A 21,129-nucleotide genomic window follows, 5' to 3' on the forward strand; every position below is an offset into this window, starting at 1 on the left:
CGGGCGCGGACCGCGCGGGCGCGCGCCCCGAGGGCGCGGCGGTTCAGCAGCCCCCGGCCACGGCCGGGATGATGGAGACCTGGGTGCCCGACTCGGTCGGGGTGTCCATGCCCTGGGCGAAGCGGACGTCCTCGTCGCCCACGTAGACGTTGACGAAGCGGCGGATCTTGCCGGCATCGTCGACGATCCGCGCGCGGATGCCGGGGAACCTGGCCTCCAGGTCGGCCAGTACCGCCTGGACGGTCGCGCCTTCGGCGCTGACCTCGGCCGCGTCCGCGGTGTAGGTGCGCAGGATGGTCGGAACTCGGACACTGACACTCATGACTGCGGATTACTCCTTGACTTGCTAGCTTGCCGGCCGGCTCTTCGCGGTGGCCCGAGGGCTCGGACGGGGCAGGGCCCGACCAGGGCCGCAGCGGGGCTACAGCAGCCCGGCGTCCTTGAAGGCGTCCAGGGAAGGCTTGATGGTGGCGGTGACTCCGGCCTCGACCGCGTTGAGGGTCTTCAGGCCGTCACCGGTGTTGAGGACGACGGTCTCGGCCGCGGGGTCGAGCACGCCGTCGTCGAGCAGCTTGCGCAGCACGCCGGTGGTGACCCCGCCGGCGGTCTCGGCGAAGACGCCCTCGGTGCGGGCCAGCAGCGAGATGGAGTCGACCACCGCCGCGTCGTCGACGTGGACGACCGCGCCGCCGGTGCGCCGGCAGACGTCGAGCACGTAGGGGCCGTCGGCGGGGTTGCCGATCGCCAGCGACTTGGCGATGGTGTCGGGCTTGACGGGCTGGATGACGTCGTGGCCCTGCTCATAGGCTTGGGCGACCGGCGAGCAGCCCGTGGCCTGGGCGCCGAAGATCTTGTAGGGGCGGTCCTCGACCAGGCCGAGGTCGATGAGCTCGCGGAAGCCCTTGTCGATCTTGGTGAGCTGGGAGCCCGAGGCGATGGGGACGATGATCTGCTCGGGCAGCCGCCAGCCCAGCTGCTCGGCGATCTCGTAGGCCAGGGTCTTGGAGCCCTCGGCGTAGAAGGGGCGCAGGTTGACGTTGACGAAGCCCCAGTCCTCGCCGGCGGGATCGCCGATCAGCTCCGAGCAGAACCGGTTGACGTCGTCGTAGTTGCCGTCGATGGCCACCACCCGGCCGCCGTAGACGGCCGCCATGACGATCTTGCCCTCTTCGAGGCCGGCCGGGATGAACACGCACGAGCGGAACCCGGCACGCGCCGAGGCCGCACCCACCGCGCCGGCGAGGTTGCCGGTGGAGGAGCAGGACAGGGTGCGGAATCCGAAGGTGCGGGCGGCCTCGACGGCCATGGCCACCACGCGGTCCTTGAAGGAGTGGGTGGGGTTGGCGGAGTCGTCCTTGACGTGCAGGGACTCCATACCCAGCTCGGCGGCGAGCCGGTCGGCGCGCACGAGCGGGGTCAGGCCCGGGTTCATGTTGGGCAGGTCGGCGACGTTGCCGGGGACCGGCAGCAGGCCGGCATAGCGCCAGATGTTGTTCGGCCCGCTCTGGATGGATTCGCGGGTGAGGTCGCCGAACTCGTATGCCACCTCAAGGGGGCCGAAACAGAACTCGCAGGCGAAGCGCGGGGCGAGGTCGTAGCGCTGGCCGCATTCGCGGCAGGAGAGCGCGGCGGCGGGGCCGAATGCGCGGGCGGCGAAGGTGTCCGTTTCGGTGGCGGTTATCGCCATGGCGAGGCGTCTCCCCTCATCTTCCCTGTCTGACCGATCTGGTCACAGGCCGGAGTTGGCACCTGCCTCGGCCGCCCCGCAGGATCGCGAGAAACGCATACCGAGATGGTTGCCGGGGCTTCGCAGGGCCGGTCCCTCCACCCCTCTGGATGAGCAATATGCAGTTGTGGTGGATGCGGGCGAACCCGTGAACTGGGGCGCAACCGAATCCGAGGGCTACTCTAGCCCACGTTTCGCCCGTTTTTCCATGGAGGGTGATCCGGGTAACACGTCTGCGGACGGCTCTGCAGGGGTAGCAGCCACCCACCTGCGGCGCCGCACACACCGGCGCCCGCACGGCCGCCACCGGCCCGCATCCGCGCGATCACCGCGTGTTTGCGGGCTCCTGCGGCGGGCGAGACCTATGACACCTTCGCGCAGCGGGGCCTGTTATGGGCGGCAGCGGTGTAGTGCAATGAAACTTCGGCGCAATTCAAGGTGAGAGGTGGGCGATCAGGTGGATAAGGCACAGATCCTCGTCGCTTCCAACAGGGGACCGGTGTCCTTCTCGATCAGCGAAGACGGCTCCCTCGACTACCGCCGCGGCGGCGGAGGCCTGGTTTCGGGACTCAGCTCCGTGGCGGCCACCTCCGACACGCTGTGGGTGTGCGCCGCCCTCTCCGACGCCGACCGCACGGCCGCGGCGAGCGCCCCCGAGGCACGGCTCGACCAGGCCGGGTTCGACCTTGGCGGCATGCGCGTGCGGATGCTCGACATCCCGCCCGACACCTTCGCCAACGCCTACACGCGCGTGGCCAACTCGACCCTGTGGTTCGTGCACCACATGCTCTACGACACCCCGAACAAGCCGCGCTTCGACGCCGCGTTCCGCGCCGAATGGGAGGACTTCCGCGCCTACAACGCCTCCTTCGCCGATGCGCTGCTGACCGGCTCCGCCGACAATGCGCGCGTGGTCGTGCAGGACTACCACCTGGCGCTGGTGCCGCGGATGCTGCGCGGGCGCCGCCCCGACCTGCGTGTCGCGCACTTCTCGCACACGCCCTGGGCGCCGCCGGAGTACTTCCGGATGCTGCCCGACGACATCGGGCGCGAACTGCTGGAGGGCATGCTCGGCGCCGACCACCTCGGCTTCCTGAGCCGCCGCTGGGCCGACGCGTTCCTGCGCTGCTGCGAGGAACTGCTGCGGGTCGACGTCGACTGGGACTCCCGCACCGTGGAGTTCGGCGGCCGGGTGATCGACGTGGGCGTGCACGCGCTGGGCGCCGACACCGAGTCCCTGCGCTCCCGCGCCGCTGCCGGCGACGTCGAGCAGTGGCGCACCGCCCTGCGCGAGCGGGTGGGCGACCGCAAGCTCATCGTACGGGTCGACCGCACCGAACTGTCGAAGAACATCGTGCGCGGCCTTGAGGCGTTCCGCGAACTGCTGCGCGAGCACCCGCAGTGGCACGAGCGGGTCACCCACCTCGCCTTCGCCTACCCCAGCCGCGGCGACGTCCCGGAATACCGCGACTACACCGAGCACGTGCAGCGGGTGGCCAAGGAGATCAACCAAGAGTTCGGCACGGCCACGTGGACCCCGCTGATCCTGGAGGTCAACGACGACTTCCCGCGCTCACTGGCCGCCTACCGCATGGCCGACGTGCTGCTGATCAACCCGATCCGCGACGGCATGAACCTGGTGGCCAAGGAGGCGCCGGTGCTCTCCGACGACGGGTGCGTGCTGGTGCTCTCGCGCGAGGCCGGTGCCGCCGACGACCTGGGGGCCGACTCGGTGCTGGTCAACCCCTACGACGTCAGCGAGACCGCGCGTGCGCTGCGCACAGCGCTGGAAATGCCCGACGACCAGCGCCGCGCCCGCTGCGAACGGCTGGTGGAGAACGCCGCGGCGCTGCCGCCGCAGCGCTGGTTCCAGCAGCAGTTGCGGGCGCTGGCGTAGGTGTGCCTCGGCGGAGGCCGATCGCGCCGGCTCGGGCCCGCCCGTGCCGGGGCCTCCGCCTCCGGGGCACCAACCGCCGCGGAACGCGTTGCGGGGCGCCGCGCGGCCGCAGTGAGCACGGAGGGCGCGGAAGGCGCGGTAGGCACTGCCGCACCGGGCGGCCTCAGCCGGCGCGGGCGCGGGCGATGATCTCCTCGACCACCGCGGATTTCGCGTCGGCGTAGTCCTGGACGTTCTCCCAAGTGCGCTGCGCCAGCTCGCGTTTGGTGCGCGCGTAAAGCTCGCGGTCGGCCGCATCTGCGCGCAGCCGGTCGCGGAAGAGCAGCAGCCGCTCCGCATCGGCGGCGCCGGGCCCGTAGACGTGCACGTTGGTGCTGATATTGGGGCCGCGCAGCACGCGGTGGCCGTCCAGCTCGGGTTCGCGGTGCACCAGCGCGTAGCCCGCCCGTTCCAGCGGCGGCAGGTAGGCGTCCTCGTCGGCCGGGTCAGGCACGATCAGCAGCACGTCGACACACGGTTTGGCCGCCAGTCCCGGCACCGCTGTGGACCCGACGTGCTGCACCTCCAGCGCGTTCTCACCGAGCGCCTCGCGGATGCGGTCCGCTTGGCTCTGGAACAGGTAGGGCCACTTGGGGTCGGAGTCGACCACCACCACCCGGCCGCCGACGAAGTGCGGCGGGGCCGCCGATGCGGCCGCGGCCGGGTCGGGCTCGCCACCTCCCCGGCGCGAAGGCAGCGGTCCGGGGGCAGCGGGTGATCGATCAGAGACGTCGAAGGGGGACATGCCGCCAGACTTCTACGCCCGGTACCGTCCGTCAAGGCCGCGACCGGCGCAAACACCCAGTTCAGCGGTCACGTTCAGCCTGCGTGCGGTCACCGAACGGCGCGGTACCCGGGCTGCGGTGCACGGCTTGAGCCGTACCGCCCAGTCGGTGCAACGCCGATACGGCGCCGAATTCCATGCCGATCCAGCGCCGGTTCAATGACGGTTCAGCGTCGCCGGCGTCCGCCGCGGCGGCGGCCGTCCGGCCCGCCGCGCGAGCCGCCGGCGCCCGCCGGTTCCGCGCCGCGGTCCTGCGCGGACTCGCCGGATCCCCCGGGGCGGCCGCGCCCTTCCGGCTTGCCCGGCCGGGTCCGGCCCTGCCTTGCCGCCTCTTGGGACCGCCCGGGACTTCCCTGCGCCGCGGTGCCGCGCGCACGTTTCGGTTTGCCCGATGCCCGGGAGTCCAGGCCATAGGGGTTGGCGGTGGCGCGGCGCCACAGCAGCACAAGGGCGGCCACCACCGCCGCCCCCAGCACGGCGCAACCGGTCCAGACCGCCCAGCCCGGCAGTGCCGGGTCCTCATCGGCGGCGGCGGCCAGGTCCTCGTCGATCAGCGGGGCGCCCTCGGTGGCCGCAGCACCCTGTTCCAAGGCCCTCTGCACGTCGAGCACCCCGGCGCCGTATCCCGCGGCCCCCTCGCCGGCCGCGCCGGGCCGGGCACCCGAGGTGAGCGTGTCGGCGACTTCGCCGGGGCGCAGTTGCGGGTGCTCGGCGCGCACCAGCGCGGCGGCACCCGCCACGAACGCGGCCGCGGCGGCGGTTCCGTCGACGGTGGTGTAGCCGCCGCCCGCAGCGGGAGCGCGGATGCCGGCCCCCGGGGCGGTCAGCGCGACCTCCGTAGCCGGGGAGCCGGGCGTGAGCGCGCGGTCCTCGCCGACCGCGCCGACGGCCGTCACCCCGGTGTAGGCGCCCGGGTAAGCGGACCCGCCTGCTCCTGCGGGCGCGACCACCAGGACGCCGTTGCGCCCGGCATGGCCGATCGCGGCCTGCACGCCGTCGTCGGGTTCGGCGCTCGCCGCGCCCTGCGGCAGGGTGATGATCTGGGCGCCCTCTGCGACGGCGTAGCGGATGCCGTCGCTCACCGCGTCCGCCGCGGCCGGCGCACCGCTCTGGCCCGCTCCGGCTGCTGCGCCCGACGCGCCGCCGCCCGTGTCTCCGGGGAGCACGCGCACCGACAGCAGGTCGGCGCCGGGGGCGACCCCGACGATGCCGCCGGTGTACTCGCGGCCGTGCCCGCGCCCGGCGATGATCCCGGCCAGCGGGGTGGCCGACCCGCCGGAACCTGCGCCTTCGGTGAAGTCGTCGCCTGCGGTGGTTCCCTCGCCCAGGTCGGGGTGGGAGGTGTCGACACCGCCGCCGAGGACGGCCACGAGCACGCCGCCGCCACCGTCGCCGCTGCTGCGTTCGGCGGTCTTGGCCGCGCCAATGGCGTCCATGCCCCACTGCTCGGGCCGCAGTTCCCGCCCGTCCGCGGTCTCGGCGGCCGCGGGCGCCGCGGCCGGGAGTGTCAGCGGAACCAGCAGCGCAACCGCGCAGGCGGCCGCCCAGGCGGCGCGCGGGGCGGCCCGGTTACCCCTCATCGTGGAAACTCCCGTGGCCTGTCTCAGTGGGTGCGGTCAAGCGTCATTGTTCCACGTCTGCGCCCTTTGGGCGGTACTGCGGCGAGGGCGGCGGCGGTCGGTGCGGGGCCGGGTGCGCGGCAATGCCGGGCCGGCGGCTCACGGCGGTTCAGGGCGGCGGTGCTGCCGCGGCCCCGCCTCCCGAGCGGGTGAGGACAGAGAACACTAACCCTTGGGACCCAACCTGCCTGTTCGGCTCCTCAGCTTGCGCGCGGAGTCGCTACCATGAGTCGCGCCAATCCGGACGAGGAGGCGCCCAATGTCAGATCCAGGGCTATTTGATCGACAACCGTCCGCCCAGCCCGGCAAGGCGGCGGCTTCCTCTGCTGAGGAATCCGAGCTTGCCGACCGAGAGCAGCGCATCCTGGCCTTCGAACGCCAATGGTGGAAGTTGGAAGGCTCCAAGGAGCAAGCCATCCGCGAGGAGTTCGGGTTCTCGCCCACGCGCTACTACCAGCTCCTCAACGGGCTGGTCGACCGCCCCGAGGCCCTCGCATTCGACCCGATGACCGTCAAGCGGCTCCGGCGGGTGCGTGCCGACCGCCGCCGCCAGCGCACCGCCCGCCAACTGGGTATCGAGCTTTAGCGCCACCCAACCGGCGCCGACTATGCGCCGCACAGCACCAGGGCACACCGACTGAGGGCATATCCACCACGCCCGCAACCACTCGAACGGGAACGAGACGACCGCTCATGCCACTGCCCAAGCCCGGCTCCGAAGCGGGCGCGGCCGCGCTGGACCGCATCGTGCAGCGCCCCGCCGAGGCCGTCCTGTCCTTCGACTTCGACGGCACCCTGGCACCGATCGTCTCCGACCCGCGCGACGCACGCGCCCATCCCGGCGCCACCGCCGAACTCCGCCGACTGGCCCCGCTGGTCGGGCGCCTGGTGATCATCACCGGGCGCCCGGCCGCGGTGGCGGTGGAGTACGGCGGACTGGACGACATCGCGAACATCCTGGTCCTGGGCCACTACGGCTTGGAACGCTGGGAAGACGGCCGCACCACCGCGCCCGACCCGCCGGCAGGGGTCGACCTGGTGCGCGAGGAACTGCCGGAACTGCTCCGGCGCTCCAAGGCCCACGAGGGCACCTGGATCGAGGACAAGGGCCACGCGCTGGCGGTGCACACCCGCCGCGCCGCCGACCCCGACACGGCGCTGGAGGCCGTCCGCATCCCGCTGGCCGCGCTGGCCCAGCGCGCCGGCCTCACGGTCGAGCCCGGCCGCCGCGTCATCGAACTCCGGCCCGCCGGCATGGACAAGGGCTCGGCGCTGGCCGCCGTCATCGCCGACCGCGCCGGCGGGGGCGCGGGCGCGGCGCAAGCGGGATCCGGGGAACAGGCCGCGGCCGGCGCCGGCACGGGCGCAGGCACAGCGGCGGGCACCGGCGCGGACACCGGGAACGGACCCGCTGTACTTTATGCGGGCGACGACCTCGGCGACCTCGCCGCCTTCGACGCGGTGGAGCGCCTGCGCAGCCGCGGCATCCCAGGCCTCACCGTATGCAGCGGCTCCGACGAGGTCACTCGGCTCGCCGAACGCGCCGACCTCGTCGTCGACGGCCCACCCGGGGTCGCCGAACTGCTCACCGCGCTGCGCGAGGCGATCACCGAACCGAAGTAGCGGGCGACCCGGCCGCGCCGGCCCCGCCCGTCCCCGACCTACCCGGGCGGCACCGGCCTGGCCCGACCGCGCCAACGGGTTCAGCCCTGCGGCGGCGGCACCGGCGTCTGCTGGTACAGCGCGAGCCGCCAGGTACCACCGCGGCGGGTGTAGACGCTCGACATCAGCGCGGTAAACGCCGTATCCGCACTGCCGCGGTGAGCACGCGCCCGGTAGACCAGCACGGCGTCGCCGGGCCCGAGGCCGATGATGCGTTCATCGCTGATCTGGTAACCGCTCCACGGCGGCGCGTCCTGCAGCGAGGCCGCAACGGCGGCGCGGTCGAGCACTCGCCCGTGAGCGAGGACCATCACGCCGTCCTCGGCCATGATCTCCCCGTAAAAGTCGGCCCCACTCCCGTCACACAGCGACCGCCAACCCCTGTGCTCCAACTCAAGCAACTCATCGAACACCGCCACACCCGCCTCCTCCCACCGACCGCCCACCGGGACCGCCGGCACACCCATTCGCGCCATCCGGCAATCGATCCAACAGACCGCCGCACCGCTGCCGGCCGCCCGGACAACCGCCGTCACCGAACCGGTACCACAACGAGGTCCGTTCCAACTACGGCTCGGCGCATTCTGCCCGGCTCGCCCCGGCTTCACTCGCCGGCCAGGCCGGACACTATGGAGGTCCGTGCCGCTCGGCGGGCCGGGAGGACGGCGGCGGCTATGCCCGCGGCGGCCGCGCCGGACACGATCAGGGCGATTTGGCCGCAGGGGACCGCGAGGACGATGTCGGCTCGGATCGTCGCGGCCGCCGCCAGGCCGAACGCCGCGCCCAGCGCCACGCCGGCGAGGGCGCCGATGACGGCCAGGACCAGGGCTTCGATGGTGAGCATCAGCCCGAGGTTGCGGCGGCTGAGCCCCAATGCGCGGAGCACGGCGGATTCGCGGGTGCGTTCGACCACCGACAGCGTCATGGTGTTGGCGATGCCGATCACCGAGACCACCACGGCGAACCCCAGGAGCCCGGCCACGATCATGACCAGGTTGGACAGGGTCGACTCCAGTTGTTTGCGGGCGTCCTGCGCCCCGACGACCTCGGCGGTGGGCATCGCGGCGGTGGCGTCGTCGATGATCCGGTCGGCCTCCTCGGTGGAGAGGCCGGGTGCGACGTTGGCGAGGACGGCCTGGTAACCCGATGCCTCGAAGTGGCGGGCGAACCCGGCGGCGGTGACGAAGAACGGCGGGAAGATGCGGGCCCGCACGATGGCGGCCACTTCCAGGGTGGTGGACGGGCGCCCGTCGCGCCGTACGGTCACCGTGTCGCCGACCTCCAAGCCGAACTCTTGGGCGCGCTTCGGCGAAAGGGCGAGCTGGTCGGGGCCCAGCCGGTCGATGGGGGTGCCCTCGACCAGCTCGGGTTCTTCGACGGGGCCTCCGATGCCGATGGTGCCGACCGCGGCGCGGCGACCGCCGATGTGCACCGCCTCCTCGCGCTGGGCGGCGACCCCGGTCACTCCGCTGCTTGCGCGCAGTTGCGCCACCACCGCGGGCGGGATCGCCGGGCCGCTGCCCGCCCCGGGGGCGGTGATCAGGTAGTCCACCGGGATCGCCCGCTCGGCACCGGCACTGACCGAGGCGGCAAAGCTCTCGGTCACCACGGCGACCCCGGTCATCAGGGTCACCCCGATGGTCAGCGCGAGCGTGGTGGTGGCCGCCCGCTTGGGGTTGCGCGCGGCGTTGGCGACCGCGAGGCGCCCGGGCGCGCCGAAGAGCCGCGCCGGCAGGAACCCGACGGTGCGGGCCAGCGGGCCGATGGCGACGGGGCCGATGGCGACGGCACCGGCGAAGAACACCATGCCGCTGACGGCCACCACCGCGAGCGGGTAACGCTGCCCGGGTTCGACCGACACCGCCCACAGCGCCGCGGCCGCCGCGAGTCCGCACAGCACGGCGGCGACCGCGGCCCTGCGGCGCCGGCCCGCCCTGGCGGCTCCCTGCACGGGTGCGGCGCTCAGGGCTGCGACGGGGGCGACGCGCGTGGCCGCGCGGGCGGGCAGCGCAGCCGCGGCAGCGGTCACGAGCACACCCGCGGCGGGGCCGACCGCCAGGGTGGTCCAGGAGACCGTGACCACCTCGTACGGCAGGTCGTTGCCGAAGGCGTTGAGGACGGGGACGGCCCCGTAGCCGGCGGCGATCCCCAGCGCCAGGCCGAGGGCGGCGGCGAGCGCCCCGATGACCGCGGATTCCGCCAGCACGCCGGTGAAGACCTGGCGGCGGGACGCGCCGACGCAGCGGAGCAGCGCCAGCTCCCGCATCCGCTGCGCAACCAGGATACTGAAGGTGTTGTAGATGACGAACCCCGCGACCAGCAGCGTGACCAGCGCGAACATCAGCAGGGCGGTGCTGACCAGCGCCGGGTCGAGCCCGCTGGACGACGCCTGCCGATCAGCCCACTGCCGGCCGGTGAGCACCTCGAAGGCGTCGGTGTCGACGACCCGGGCGACCTGCCGGCGCAGCTGCGGAGCCGGGACATCGGCCGCTGTCACATAGATCGACCGGAACCGCTCCTCCCCTGTGATCTCCGCGGTCCGGGCCGCGGTGAACAGCATGGCGCCGCGCAGCGCGAAGTCGCCCCGGCCGCGGGTGTCCACCAGCCCGGTCAGGCGCAGTTCGTGCCGGTGCCCGCGGTGGTCCAGCACCCCGACCTTGTCACCGATGCGGTAGCCGTTGCTGCGGGCGGTGTCCTGGGCCAGGGCGACCTGGCCGTCGCCGGCGGGGGCGCTGCCGCGGGCGATCTCGGTGCGGATACCGGCCGAGGCGGCGACGGGCTGCCGGTCGGCGGGCCGCCCGTCGCGGCCCAGCAGGGTCGCCGGCCCTTCCAGTACGCCTTCAACCCGGTCGACGCCTTCGATGCGGGAGATCTTTCCGGCCGCGGACTCGGGCAGTTTGCGCAGGGCGCTGGATCCGAGGACGGCGACGTCGACCTCTGCGGCGTTCGCGGTCACGGTCCGCTGCATGTCGGCTTGGAGGGTGTCGCCCAGCACCATGCTGCCGGAGATGAAGGCGACGCCGATCACCGTGGCCAGGCCCGCCAGGAACACGCGCAGCCGGTGGGCCCGCAGGCCCGCGAGGGTTGCTTTCCACATGGCGCTCAGGCCTCCAGCCGCTTCATCGTGTCCAGCACGGCTTCGGCGGTGGGGTCCGCAAGCTCGTGCACGAGCAGACCGTCGCGCAGGAAGACGACCTTGTCGGCGTAGGCGGCGGCGCGGGCGTCGTGGGTGACCATCACGATGGTGCGGCCGAGCCGGCGCACCGACATGCGGAGGAATTCGAGGATGTCGGTGCCCGACGCGGAGTCGAGGTTCCCGGTGGGTTCGTCGGCGAAGACGACCCGGGGTTCGCTCACACATGCGCGGGCGATGGCGACCCGCTGCTGCTGGCCGCCGGAGAGTTCTGCGGGGCGGTGTCCCAGCCGGCTGCGCAGGCCGACGATGTCCACGACCTCGTCGAACAGCCGGCGGTTCACCCGCCGCCCCCCGATGTCCAGCGGCAGCAGGATGTTCTGCTCGGCTGTCAGCGTGGGCAGCAGATTGAACGACTGGAAAACGAAGCCGATCCGCTCGCGGCGCAGCCGTGTCAGTTCCCGCTCGCTCATGGCGGTGATCTCGGTTCCGGCCAGGCGTACCGATCCCCGGGTCGGGGTGTCCAGACCTGCCAGGCAGTGCATGAGCGTGGACTTGCCCGAGCCGGACGGCCCCATGATCGCCGTGAAGGTCTGCGCGGCAAAGGAGCTGTCGACGCCGCGGAGCGCCTGGACAGCGGCGGCCCCCGCGCCGAAAACCTTGGTCAGGCCCGTTGCCGCGATGGCCGGCGGGGTGGCCGGCGGCGCCTCTTCTGCTGTCATGCGGGCAACCTAGGCAGGCTGCTGCCGGCGCCGCATCGCCCATGCGGGTGGGGTGTGCGTGTACGGAACGGCACCGAACGGGGTGGTGGCAGAGCGCGGCCGAGCCGGGCGCGCCGCTGCCGCGGCGCCGCCGCTCCGCCTCGCGCTTAGCCGGCGGAGGCCCCGCCCACCCGGTCGGGCGTTCGCCGGTGCGAGCGCGGCGGCGGCAAGGTCACTGCGCGAAGGACGCCCGCACAGCCGCGCGCAGGTCGAACAGGCCGGTGCGGTTGCGCCCGTAGTGGACCGCGTTGGTGAGAACACCGACGTAGCGGCCGGTGGCCGGGTGCAGGAACAGGCTGACGCCGGTGTAGCCGTGGTGGTAGACCAGCCCGCTGTCGGTGATCAGCCAGGCCAGGCCGCGCGAGAGGTGGTCGTCGACCGGCACCTGGTGGTGCCAGCTCTGCCGCACGTAGTCGGTGAGCGGGTCGCCGCCGGAGCCCGCGGTATGCACCCGCAGCAGGTCGCGGGCGAAAGCGCCGAGGTCGATGGCCGTGGTGAACATGCCGGCGTGCCCGGCCACGCCGCCCATCAGCGCGGCGGCTTCGTCGTGCACCACGCCCCACGTGGGTGCGGCACCGGGGATGCGGCGTTCGGTGGGCGCCACCAACGGCGAGCGCGCCAGCGGGCCGTAGGTGGTCGAGGTCATGCCCGCCACCGACCACAGCTCGCCGGCGAGGCGGTCCAGGGGAGCGCCCAGCAGGCGTTCGAGCAGCAGCCCCAGCAGGATGAACCCGCGGTCGATGTAGCGGTGGCCGGCTTCGTCCAGCGGCTCCGACAGGATCGCTTCGCCGAGGTCCTGGTCGGTGCCTGCGTAACGCTCCAGCCACGTGACCGGGTTCAGCCGCGAGGTGTGCGTGAGAACCTGGCGCGCCGTGATCTGCCCGCCGGGATAGGGGCCGCCGGAAAAGTGGTCGCCCAGCGGGGTGTCGAGCCCGAGCCGGCCCTCGGCCACCGCACGGCCCACCAGCGGCCAGGTGGCCATGACCTTGGTCAGGCTGGCGGCGTCGTAGCGCACATCGGGCGCGGCCATGTGGTCGCCGCCGGCCTCGCCGATCCCGCCGACCGCGACGAACTCCCACATGCTGTCGGTGCCGATGACGGCGGTTCCCCCCGGAAGCCACCCTGCATCGACCATGACTTTGAGAACACCGCGGATCTCGGTTCCGGTGTGCGCGAGCCAGTCGCCGTCCAGCACGTGACCTCCCCTGGAGCACTTACCACTCGGCGGATACCCCCAGGAGATCCCATCGTCACGCCGGAGGTCCAGTATCCCCATCCGAATGGCGGCCACCGCACCGACCGAAACCCGACCCCGGCGACCTGCACGGAAGCCGACCGGAAGCGGATGGCGCCCGGGCCGCCGATCCCGTGCCGGGCACCGCCGGTCCGGCCCGGATTGCGGCTGCGGGGCGCGTGTCGCGGTGCCGGCGCCGATACCGGTACCGCTCCGGCGCGCCGCCGTGCTGCACACCGCGGCCTCCACCCCCTGACCGCGCGGCCGGATGCGGCCAATTCCCGGCCGGTCCGGGGCGGGGCGGGGCCGAGTCGCGGCCCGCTCAGTTCCCCGGCCGGTGTGCGTGCCCTGCCTACCGGAACACACCGCCGGGCACCACCGGGCTCACCGCCACCGGCGGCGCAGCAGCCCGGCCGCGCGCAGGGCCGCCTTCACGCGGGCGCGGGCGCGCCGCGGCAGGGGGCCGACGGTTTCCAGATCGCCGTCGCGCCACAGGAAGACCTGCTCGGAACAGGGGTCGGCCGCCGCGCCGTGCAGCGCGGCGACCTCGGCCGCAAACGCGGGCAGGGCCTTCAGCGCGGCACGCGAGTCCAACGGGTACAGCAGCAGGGTGTCGTAACGCGGCACGCCCACCAGCGCACCAGCGGTTCCGGACGCGTTCACCAGCGTTTCCAGCTCGCTGATCAGCACGGTCACATAGGCGCTGCCGGGTTTGGTGATCACCCGCACCTCGCCGCCCGCCGCCAGCGGCCGCGTGTAGTCGACCACGTCGGACAGCTCGCGCTCGCGGGTCTGGCTCAGTGCGTACCCGAGCCGCCTGAGCTGCAGCAGCCCGGCGCGGTGCCGTGTCAGCGGCGCCCCGAAACTGGGGTGCTCCACCACCACCAACGCGTCGAAGTGGTCGCCGACCGGGGTCCACACCAGTTCGCGGCGGCGGTCGTCGGACATCGCCGGCACCAGGCGGATCCGCAGCAGTTCGCGCACGTCGCCCAGTAACTCGATCTCGGCGATCGCCATGGCGGCCCGGTCGGCGGTCTCGCGCAGCCAGGAGTCGACCACTCCCGGCCATTCCGCGCGCTGCGCAGCCGCGCACCGCTCCAGCAGCTGCCACGTCGACGCGCTCAGCTCGGTCCAGCCGAACCCGAACACAACGGTGGAGGTGGCGCGGTCGAAGGAGGCGTCGGGCATCGCGACCGGCAGCAGCCCTTCCAGCAGCGCGTGGACGTCTCCGGCGATCTCAAGCTCGTGCACACCCAGCCCTTCCTTGCGGATTCCGACGCGCGCAGCGGCCCCGCGGATCCGCGCCCCCTTGGCGGCACCACCGCCGCCTGCCCGCGGCAGCGCACACGCGATTACCGTATGGGAGGACCCGACCGCACCGGACAGGCCCGAATAGGATCGTCCCCGTTCCAGGGGAAAGGAGAGCTGGTGACCACCCGCGTAGTCCATCGGCCGGCTCGCACCGTCCATCCGCCGCCGCAACGGGCGCCCTACGACGTTGAGGCCCCGCCGACGCTGCCCGACGGCAACGCGCAGGGCAACCAGCTCATGTCCATCCTGCCGATGGTCGCCATGATGGGTTCGCTGACCATCATGATGGTGCTGCGCAACCCCGCCTTCATGGCGCTGGGCGCGCTGGTGCTGGTGGTGGCGCTGTGCGCCGCGCTGGGCATGCTGCTGTCCCGCCGCGGCCAGGCCGCCCGCCAGCGCCGCAACCAGCGCGAGCTGTACCTGGAGTACCTGGAGGAGCTGCGCGAGGACCTGAGCGGACGCGAGCGCGGCGTCCGCGAACACGCCCAGCTGCTCAACCCGCCTCCGGCCGCGCTGTACGACGTTGCGCGCGACCCCACCCGGCTGTGGGAGCGCCGCCGCAGGGACCGCGACTTCCTGCGGGTGCGGATGGGGACCGGTTCGATGCCGGGCCAGCCGCTGCAGCTCGCCGAACGCGGCTCGGCGCTGACCCCCACCGACCCGTTCATGCTTTCCGAGGCCCAGGCGGCCATCCGCCGGTTCGAGTACGTGCCGGAGATGCCGCTGACGGTTCCGCTGGACATGGTGGGCAACGTCAGTGTCATCGGCGAGCGCGCCGACGTGCTGCGGGTGATGCGCTCGCTCCTGGCGCAGTTCGCCGTGTTCCACGCGCCCGAGGACACCGCGCTGGCCCTGGCCCACCCGCGCGCGGCCGCCCAGGACTGGGAGTGGGTGAAGTGGCTGCCGCAGGCGCTGGACCAGCAGCGCCGCGAGCACGGCGCCAACGCGCGGCTGATCGCCCCCTCCCCCGCCAAGCTCGGCGCGCTGCTCTCCGACGACCTGCGCGCCCGCACCGACTTCGCCGCCGAACTGCGGCGCGGCATGGGCAAACGCGAGGCGTACCAGATGATGCGCCGGCTGCTTGTGGTGCACGACACGCACGGCTCGGTCGCCGAGGAGCTGGCGCGCCCCGACGACGCCATCTCCCCCGCTGCGCTGGGTGTCACGGTCATCCACCTGGTCGCCGCGCAGGTCCACGAACCCGGCGACGTCAGCGTCCGCATCACGGTCGACGGCGACCGGGTGCGGGTCGAGGACCTGCGCACCGACGACCCGGTGGGTGCGGCCGCCACCGGCACCGTCGACGATGTGGGCGCGGGCGCCATCTCGGGTCTGGCGCGGATGCTGGCGCCGCTGCGGCTGTCACGCGAGTCCGTGGAGGAAACCGCGGCCGAGGGCGGCAGCGCCGACTTCACCAGCATGATGGGGGTGGACGACCCCGGCGACATGGACATCGCCCGGCTGTGGGCGCCGCGCAGCGAGCGCGCGTTCCTGCGGGTGCCCATCGGCGCCGACGACCTCGGCCAGCCCGTCATCCTCGACCTCAAGGAGTCCGCGCAGCTGGGCATGGGCCCGCACGGGCTGTGCGTGGGCGCCACCGGTTCGGGCAAGAGCGAGATGCTGCGCACCCTGGTCATCGCGCTGGCCGCGGCCCACCCGCCCGAGCGGGTCAGCATGGTGCTGGTCGACTACAAGGGCGGCGCCACGTTCGCCCCGTTCGAGGAGATGCCGCACGTCGCCGGCGTCATCACCAACCTGGAGGACGACGCCGCGCTGATCGAGCGCGCCTACGCGAGCCTCTCCGGTGAGGTCCAGCGCCGCCAGCAGGTGCTGCGCGACGCCGGCAACGTCGCCAACATCGGCGACTACCACTACAAACGCACCCACGATCCGAGCCTGCCGCCGCTGCCGCACCTGCTGGTGATCATCGACGAGTTCGGGGAGCTGCTGACCGCGCGCCCCGACTTCATCCAGCTGTTCCTGTCGATCGGCCGCATCGGCCGCAGCATCGGCGTGCACCTGCTGCTGTCCAGCCAGCGCATCGAGAGCGGCAAGCTGCGCGGTCTGGAGACCTACCTGTCCTACCGGCTGGGGTTGCGCACGTTCTCCGAGGAGGAGAGCCGCACCGTGCTGGACACCCCCGACGCCTTCCACCTGCCGGCGCTGCCCGGGTTCGGCTACCTCAAGGTCGACACCAGCGTCTACCAGCGGTTCAAGGCGGGCTACGTGTCGGGGGCCTACCGCGGCCAGGTCGCCGCCGAGGAGTCCGAGGAGCAGGAGGGGCCGCCGCCCGTTTACCCCTACCCCGCTTTCAACGGCTCCGGGGCCCCGCAGCAGAGCGCGCAGGCGCAGCAGCCCGACGACGAGCCGGGGCTGCCCGACCGCACGGTCGGTCCGACCCTGCTGGACGTGATGGTGGGCCAGCTGACCCGGGCCGGCAAACCGACCCGCAGCGTCTGGCTGCCGCCGCTGCCCCACTCCACCACGCTGGACCTGGTGACGGGTCCGGTGCGGGTCACCGACACGGGCATGCGGCTGCCCGAGCCCCCCGGGCCGCTGCAGGTCCCCATCGGGCTGCTCGACGATGCGGCCCGCCAGTGGCAGGGGCTGTGGAGCCTCGACCTGTCGGCTTCGGGCGGCCACCTCGCCGTCATCGGCGGCCCGCAGACCGGCAAGACCACGCTGCTGCGCACGCTGCTGCTCTCCCTGGCCCTGACCCACACGCCCGACCAGGTTTCCTGCTACGCGCTGGACCTGGTCGGAGGCGGGCTGCAGGCCGTCGCCGATCTGCCGCACGTGGGCGGGGTGGCGGCCCGCACCGACGCCGAGCGGGTGCGCCGCACCGTCGAGGAGGTCCGCGGCATGCTGGAGGCGCGCCAGCAGGTGTTCCGCGACCGCGGCATCGACTCCATCCACCAGCTCCGCAGGATGCACGCCCGCGGCGAGGTCCCCGAACTCCCCAGCGCCGACATCGTGCTGTGCATCGACGGTTTCGGCGCCATCCGCAGCGACTTCGAAGAGATCAACGACATCGTCAACGACCTGCTGCAGCGCGGCGGCGGCTACGGGATCCACATCGTGGCGGCCATGCTGCGGTGGAACGACGTGCGCATCGCGATGCAGTCCAACTTCGGGCAGAAGATGGAGCTGCGGCTGAACGACCCGTCGGACTCCTCGGTCGACCGCAAGCTCGCCGAAACCATCAGCGCCGAGAACCCGGGGCGGGTGCTCACCGACCAGAAACTGTTCGCCCAGGTGGCGCTGCCGCGCATCGACTCGGCCACCGAGGACGACAACCTCGGCGAGGTCGTCGAGAAGACCAGCCGCGCCATCGGCACCGCCTGGAAGGGCCCGGTGGCTCCCCCCGTCCGGGTGCTGCCGCACCAGTTGCCCGCCACCACCCTGCCGGGCCCCGCCGCCGAGCCCACCCGGGTACCGATCGGGGTCGACGAGCAGGGGCTGGACCCGGTGCTGCTGGACCTGTTCGACCGCGACCAGAACCTGCTGGTGCTGGGCGACAGCGAATGCGGCAAAACCAACCTGCTGCGGCTGGTCGCCGAAGGGCTGATGGCCCGCTACACCTCCGGGCAGGTGGTGTTCGCGGTGATGGACCCCCGCCGCACGCTGCGCAACGTCATCCCCGAGGAGTACCTGGGCGGCTACGCCTCCAACGCGCGGGTGTGCGCGGGGCTGGCAGGCGGGGTGGCCAAGGAGCTTGAGGGGCGCATGCCCGACGACGCCGAATCCGACCCCGCCGAGTCCGGTCCGGCGAGCGGACCGCGCATCGTCGTCCTCGTCGACGACTACGACCTGCTCACCACAGCGGGCCAGAAGCCGCTGACCCCGTTCGTGCCTTTCGTGTCCAACGGGCGCGACATCGGGCTGCACTTCGTCGTCGCCCGGCGCGTCGCCGGCGCCGGGCGCGGGCTGTACGACCCGCTGGTGCAGGCCATGCGCGAGGTCGGCACCAGCTCGCTGCTGATGTCGGGCGACCGCGCCGAGGGGCAGCTCTTCCCCAAGGTCTATGCCAGCGCCCAGCCGCCCGGACGGGGCCGGTGGATCCGCAGGGGCCGGTCCCCGCAGCTGATGCAGACGGCGGTCCTGGAATCCGGGCCCGGAACTCACGAGGGGAACAGGTGACGGTCAGGTGACATACGACGTGGTCGCGCTGGTGCGCCAAGCGCCCGATGTGCGGACCCTGGTCGACTCGATGGTCGCCGCGGGTCCCGAACTCAAGGTCGTGGGGGCGGGCGAGGGCGCCGTCATCCAGCTCCGCGACGGTTCGGGCCGCCCGCTGCTGGCCATCGAGGCGGCGCAGCAGGTCGAGGTCCCCAGCGAGGTCGCGCGTGTGCTGGGCACCGCGGCCGCCGCGGACATGCCCGACCCGTGCTGGTGGGTCGAGGCCCGCGCAGCGGGGTCGGGGCCCGATCCGGAAGGGCTGGCGCACCGCTTCGGCGACGCCCTCGCCGATCGGCTGGGCGGCATCGTGTGGCCGCAGCGGGGCCCAGCGGCGCAGGCAGCCCCGGACGGGTCGGCGGACCGGTCTGCTGGGGACGGGCCGGCGGCGGGCAGGCATTCGGCGGATCGGAGTGACCGGTGAACATTGCCACCCATCCCGCTGTCGACGCCGCAACCGAGCAGGCCGCGATCGTCGTGCAGAACCGCCCGGTGGTCCCGCTGTCGTCGTGGCTGACCGACGCCATGGCGGTTTGCGGCAGTACCGACCGGTCGCTGCAGGTGCTCTCGCCGGTCGGCGCGCGCATCACGCTGCCGCTGCGGACCGTGCTGCAGAACCCCAAGGCGCGGTGGGTCATCGAGGAACCCGACGGCAGCGGGCACTTCGACGGCTTCTCCGGGATGCCGCTGGTCTGGGACCGGCGCGCGGGCTTCGTCGCGGCCGACGAGGACCGCCTCAAGAGCGGGCCGTCGGCGACCTTCCTGCAGCCGGATGACGAGCCCGGCAGCCAACTCTGGATCGACCTGCGGCTGCGCCACGACCCGACGGCGGAGCTGGTGCTGGGCGCCGGAGCCGAGGTGCTGGCCGAGATCTTCGGCGAGGCCGACCCCGCCGGATGGGGCACCAGCGAACCTGCGCTGGCGCAGTGGAACCCGTCGGAGCTGACGGCGCTGTGCCGCCGGCGGGCGCCGCAGGCGACGTGGACGGTGTTCACCGGTCCGGGCAACGCGCCGCGCACCTTCGCCGGCACGCACCGCGCGGCGAGCCTGGTCGAGGGGGTCAAGGAGACCATCACCTTCGCCGTCGGCTACCCGGCCGGAACCGAACCCGCGCTGGACCGGCTGCGCGATACGGCCGCCGAGTTCGCCAAACGGGGTGTGCTCAAGAGCATGACCGTGCAGCGGCTGGCCGGGCGCGCGGACCTGACCTATTCGCCGCTGTGGTCGGGGATGCCGGTCCCGGTGGGGGTCGCGATCGGAGCCGAGGCGGTGGCCGAGATCGGCACCGCCCGCGCCGAAGACGCCCCCGCACCGGGGGAGCGCGTGGGACCCGCACGTGCTCCGGGGATGTGGTACCCGCTGGGCCCGGGAACCGACCCTGGTGCCTGGAGTGAATTCAGCGGACTCATGAGCCACCTGCACCCCGAAGGCGGCCGCGCGCCGGGCTGAGGGTGCCCGCGGGTGCTCCCCAAGCCGCCCGAACTCCCCGGACGCCCAGGACGAGTACTGCGGGCGCCGCCTGCATGCGAGCATGCGACTTGCGGGCACGCGACCAGCCGCCACCGTGCATTGCGCGGAAACGGCCGAGTGGCGGACGCGGCGAGCACAACAGACGCGGCGGTCGCAGCGGGCATCAACCGACACAGCCGACACAGCCGCCGGAACTACGCGACGACCCCCGATACGCGAAGGAAGAGCCGCCATGAAGCACTCCCCCCAACCGGCGCCGCAGGAACCGCACGCCGAAGGCTCCCCGGAGCAGTCGGACCGGGCAGCGGGCGTGCTGCTCGGTGCCGCCTGCGGCGACGCGCTGGGCGTGCCCTACGAGTTCGCGCCGCGGCTGGGCAGCGACCGCCGCCCGGAGATGATCGGCGGCGGGCTGGGGCCCTACCGCCCGGGCGAGTACAGCGACGACACGCAGATGGCCGCCTGCATCGCCCGCGCACTCGCGGAAGCGGGCGCAGACGGCGCGGCGGGGGCGGACCAGGGCGGCGCTGCCGGTGCGGGCGCTGACGCGGACGCCCGGGTCCTCGGCCGCGCGGTACTCGACGCCATCGCCGACAACTTCCTCACCTGGAAGTCCGAGGGCGCCAGCGACATCGGCAACCAGACCCGCGCGATCCTGGGCGCCGCCGCTCCGGCGCGGGGCACACCGGGCGTGGCCGAAACCATGCTCGCGGCGGCCCGCGACCGCTACGAATCGGGCGTCCCCAGTGCAGGCAACGGCTCCTTGATGCGCACCGGGCCGGTCGGGCTGTGCTTCCTCGGCGACGCGCAGCGCACCGCTGCGGCGGCCCGCCTGGTCAGCCGCCTCACCCACGCCGACCCGCTCGCCGAGGAGGCGTGCGTGCTGTGGTGCGAGGGCATCCGCCGGGCGGTACTCGGCGGCGGCTTCAGCGGCGTGCGGGCCGGCCTGGAGCTGCTGCCTGCCGAGCGGCGCGGCCAGTGGAAGGCGTGGCTGGACGAGGCGGAGCAGGCGCCGCCGCACGCGTTCAACCCCAACGGTTTCGTGGTGCCGGCTCTCCAGGCGGCCTGGTCGGCGAGCACGACCACCCCGGGCGAGGGGTCCGCCCACTTCGTCGCGGCACTGGAGAACGCGGTCCGCGCGGGCGACGACACCGACACCGTCGCGGCGATCGCCGGGGCGCTGCTGGGCGCCCGCTGGGGCGCCGCCGCTGCCCCCGCGCAGTGGCGCGAGTCCGTCCACGGCTGGCCCGGCCTGGCAGCCGCCGACCTCGAAGCCCTGGGCCGCCGCGTGGCGGGGGCGGATTTCGGCGGTTAGTCATC

The 21,129-nt window shown here is 73.2% G+C and carries 16 protein-coding genes and 1 riboswitch; of the genes, 7 read left to right on the forward strand and 9 right to left on the reverse strand.

Annotated elements, in window-relative coordinates; all coding sequences use genetic code 11:
* Nucleotides 1-43 precede the first annotated feature (43 nt).
* Together ACYVD5_RS01460 and thrC are read right to left on the reverse strand one after the other, a co-directional pair.
* A complete protein-coding gene (locus tag ACYVD5_RS01460; RefSeq protein WP_460999006.1) occupies nt 44-322 on the reverse strand; it encodes a MoaD/ThiS family protein in 279 nt (92 codons plus the stop codon).
* A gap of 99 nt (nt 323-421) precedes the next feature.
* The gene (gene thrC / locus ACYVD5_RS01465) at nt 422-1,687 is read right to left on the reverse strand and encodes a threonine synthase (RefSeq protein ID WP_460999007.1); all 1,266 of its coding nucleotides are present in this window, start codon (nt 1,685-1,687) and stop codon (nt 422-424) included.
* Between the two features lie 13 nt (nt 1,688-1,700).
* A riboswitch (SAM riboswitch) is annotated at nt 1,701-1,843 on the reverse strand.
* 340 nt (nt 1,844-2,183) lie between these two features.
* Between thrC and ACYVD5_RS01470 the strand changes: the two genes are divergently transcribed.
* Nucleotides 2,184-3,623 (forward strand): alpha,alpha-trehalose-phosphate synthase (UDP-forming), encoded by a 1,440-nt coding sequence (locus tag ACYVD5_RS01470; protein WP_460999008.1) that lies wholly within the window; start codon nt 2,184-2,186, stop codon nt 3,621-3,623.
* A gap of 163 nt (nt 3,624-3,786) precedes the next feature.
* On the opposite strand, the gene ACYVD5_RS01475 is transcribed toward ACYVD5_RS01470, so the two are convergent.
* On the reverse strand, nt 3,787-4,407 hold the full coding sequence (locus tag ACYVD5_RS01475) for a GrpB family protein (RefSeq protein ID WP_460999009.1): 621 nt from the start codon (nt 4,405-4,407) through the stop codon (nt 3,787-3,789).
* A gap of 206 nt (nt 4,408-4,613) precedes the next feature.
* Complete coding sequence (locus ACYVD5_RS01480; RefSeq protein ID WP_460999010.1) at nt 4,614-6,026, reverse strand: S8 family serine peptidase; 1,413 nt, start codon at nt 6,024-6,026, stop codon at nt 4,614-4,616.
* Between the two features lie 298 nt (nt 6,027-6,324).
* Between ACYVD5_RS01480 and ACYVD5_RS01485 the strand changes: the two genes are divergently transcribed.
* Entirely contained in the window at nt 6,325-6,651 is a 327-nt protein-coding gene (locus ACYVD5_RS01485) for a DUF3263 domain-containing protein (protein WP_460999011.1), read from the forward strand.
* Nucleotides 6,652-6,758: 107 nt separating this feature from the next.
* Complete coding sequence (gene otsB / locus ACYVD5_RS01490) at nt 6,759-7,688, forward strand: trehalose-phosphatase (protein ID WP_460999012.1); 930 nt, start codon at nt 6,759-6,761, stop codon at nt 7,686-7,688.
* Between the two features lie 80 nt (nt 7,689-7,768).
* On the opposite strand, the gene ACYVD5_RS01495 is transcribed toward otsB, so the two are convergent.
* The 5 genes from ACYVD5_RS01495 to ACYVD5_RS01515 form a co-directional block, all read right to left on the reverse strand.
* Nucleotides 7,769-8,146: a nuclear transport factor 2 family protein gene (locus tag ACYVD5_RS01495; RefSeq protein ID WP_460999013.1), complete on the reverse strand. Its 378-nt coding sequence runs from the start codon at nt 8,144-8,146 to the stop codon at nt 7,769-7,771.
* 185 nt (nt 8,147-8,331) lie between these two features.
* Nucleotides 8,332-10,824: an ABC transporter permease gene (locus ACYVD5_RS01500; RefSeq protein ID WP_460999014.1), complete on the reverse strand. Its 2,493-nt coding sequence runs from the start codon at nt 10,822-10,824 to the stop codon at nt 8,332-8,334.
* Between the two features lie 5 nt (nt 10,825-10,829).
* The gene (locus ACYVD5_RS01505) at nt 10,830-11,582 is read right to left on the reverse strand and encodes an ABC transporter ATP-binding protein (RefSeq protein WP_460999015.1); all 753 of its coding nucleotides are present in this window, start codon (nt 11,580-11,582) and stop codon (nt 10,830-10,832) included.
* A gap of 211 nt (nt 11,583-11,793) precedes the next feature.
* Nucleotides 11,794-12,816, reverse strand: a complete 1,023-nt coding sequence (locus ACYVD5_RS01510; protein ID WP_460999016.1) for a serine hydrolase domain-containing protein — start codon at nt 12,814-12,816, stop codon at nt 11,794-11,796.
* A 423-nt stretch (nt 12,817-13,239) separates the two neighbouring features.
* On the reverse strand, nt 13,240-14,106 hold the full coding sequence (locus ACYVD5_RS01515) for a hypothetical protein (RefSeq protein WP_460999017.1): 867 nt from the start codon (nt 14,104-14,106) through the stop codon (nt 13,240-13,242).
* 177 nt (nt 14,107-14,283) lie between these two features.
* Between ACYVD5_RS01515 and eccCa the strand changes: the two genes are divergently transcribed.
* The 4 genes from eccCa to ACYVD5_RS01535 all read left to right on the forward strand — a co-directional run bounded on the left by eccCa (nt 14,284) and on the right by ACYVD5_RS01535 (nt 21,124).
* On the forward strand, nt 14,284-18,306 hold the full coding sequence (gene eccCa / locus ACYVD5_RS01520) for a type VII secretion protein EccCa (protein ID WP_460999018.1): 4,023 nt from the start codon (nt 14,284-14,286) through the stop codon (nt 18,304-18,306).
* A gap of 7 nt (nt 18,307-18,313) precedes the next feature.
* Nucleotides 18,314-18,766: a hypothetical protein gene (locus ACYVD5_RS01525; RefSeq protein WP_460999019.1), complete on the forward strand. Its 453-nt coding sequence runs from the start codon at nt 18,314-18,316 to the stop codon at nt 18,764-18,766.
* Nucleotides 18,763-19,791: a DUF6177 family protein gene (locus ACYVD5_RS01530; RefSeq protein WP_460999020.1), complete on the forward strand. Its 1,029-nt coding sequence runs from the start codon at nt 18,763-18,765 to the stop codon at nt 19,789-19,791. Before ACYVD5_RS01525 ends, ACYVD5_RS01530 begins: the two co-directional genes overlap by 4 nt.
* 253 nt (nt 19,792-20,044) lie before the next feature.
* Nucleotides 20,045-21,124 (forward strand): ADP-ribosylglycohydrolase family protein, encoded by a 1,080-nt coding sequence (locus ACYVD5_RS01535; protein ID WP_460999021.1) that lies wholly within the window; start codon nt 20,045-20,047, stop codon nt 21,122-21,124.
* Nucleotides 21,125-21,129 lie beyond the last annotated feature (5 nt).

The sequence above is a fragment of the Streptomonospora sediminis genome (assembly GCF_054778995.1).